Source organism: Clostridium coskatii (assembly GCF_001675205.1).
Classification (GTDB): Bacteria; Bacillota; Clostridia; order Clostridiales; family Clostridiaceae; genus Clostridium_B; species Clostridium_B ljungdahlii.
This window is the reverse complement of the sequence record NZ_LROR01000075.1, coordinates 1-1,719: the sequence shown is the minus strand read 5'-3', so window position 1 is coordinate 1,719 and position 1,719 is coordinate 1. Positions and strand designations below refer to the sequence as shown.

Annotated in this window: 1 pseudogene; it reads left to right on the top strand. The window is 31.1% G+C overall.

The features are described 5' to 3' along the window. A pseudogene (locus CLCOS_RS22670) lies at positions 1-194 on the top strand (IS110 family transposase); the annotation flags it as partial. Positions 195-1,719: the final 1,525 nt, after the last annotated feature.

The following is a 1,719-nucleotide window of genomic DNA, read 5'->3' as shown; positions in this document are numbered from 1 at the left end:
AAGGTGCCAAAAAATCCACTATTGCTTTAGCCCGAAAGCTGCTTGTAATTATCTATACGATGCTAAAATCAGGTACAGTTTATGATGACTCTAATTTTGATCAGCGTAGAAAAAATTGTGAACAAAAACGTATTTCTCGTTATATTTTTGAATTGCAAAAATTAGGTTTCCACATTGAAGCTCCAACTGAATAATTAATTACTACATCTTCTATTCATCTCTTTTTTTGACAGGCGATGCCTGCCTTAGCTTTGCTATGCACATTTTAACCCTAAATCCTATCAAATTGTCAATGTACATATGTTACTAACTTTTATTTTCGTAGCAAAGAACATTATTAATACTTTCAATTTCAATAGTTAGGTCGCATAAATTTCATATTGTTTAATCAATCTTTATATAAATATTAACCTTCAGAAACTGAAGCACTTGCCAAGCTTTAACTCTTCGCACACTCAGACAAAAAGCTTGGCAAGTGCCTTTAATTTTAATGGGATGCTTCGCCCCAATCCCAGGAAGTAATGCTCTATGGTCTTATAATAGGCTCAGATTCCCTCGCAAGGAAGCTTTGGACAAGCACTTTCTTTTTCACTTAGTTAACGCCTCAATAATCACTTAAAGTAAAACATATGTTATATACAAAACTTAACTCTGCAGCGTTCAAAACAAAGGCTAGTCCAAAGGCAAATTATATAAATTCTTTTGCACAACGCTTTAAATAAACACCGCTCCTATATCTTTATAAAATGAGTTTTTATACTTTCACAAAATAAAAATACCATAAACATATATCTATAAATTTAAAATATAATGCTATAACTCTTCCCTTATCACTAATAAAAATTGTTGTATATATAAATATTACTGTAGACACACTTCTAATTGCACTTATGTGTTCTTGAAATAATAAACCGCAGTATATTTTCTTCAAGCACCAGCACTTTTTTAGTCCTCGTCAGCCTTATGATAGTTAGATTCCTGCAAAAAAATAAAAGGAAGGCTTCCTGCTGATAAAGTGCTTCCTTAATAATTCATAAAAAGTTCCTGTTTTAACTGTACTGCCAGTGTATTCCTCTTATGTCTTCCCTTTACGCACAAAAGTATTTAATTAAATTGGATTTTTCACGCACGATTGACGCCTTTGACAAGCCCAGGGCTAGTCCACCTTATACATGCCCTTTGCAGGGCAGGCATAAGGACGGCTTAGATATATAAATTAATTCATTTATCTAAGGTATATTTTTTAACAATTCCAAACATATAAAAATAAATATTTCCTATTTTCTTTAAATAATTTATCAACATTATCTAATATGCATAGTGAATATTTCATGCACCAGAGGACACCGGTTCGTTTCTTAAAACCGATAGTTCACGCTAATAAAACCACTTTAAAACTTATATAAATTCGCCTTGAAAAACCATCAATTCAGGCTTAAAAACCACCTTTTTTGACAAGAATTATTGAAGAAGCTCATAGTTGTTTTCGGCAAAATACATTAATGTATAAAATATCCATCTAAAAAATTTTACTGCGGCAATCCTGCATTTCTTTGGTAAGCGTCAAATAAGAAAGTGGATAGAAAGTGTTCAAAAAATGTGAGATAATCTTCTAAAATAAGTTTTAAAGTTTTTAAAGTTAACTTGAAAAACTTTAATAGGAGATTTTAAATGGATGTACAAAAAACAACACAGGATTATAGAATGAATAAATGGATT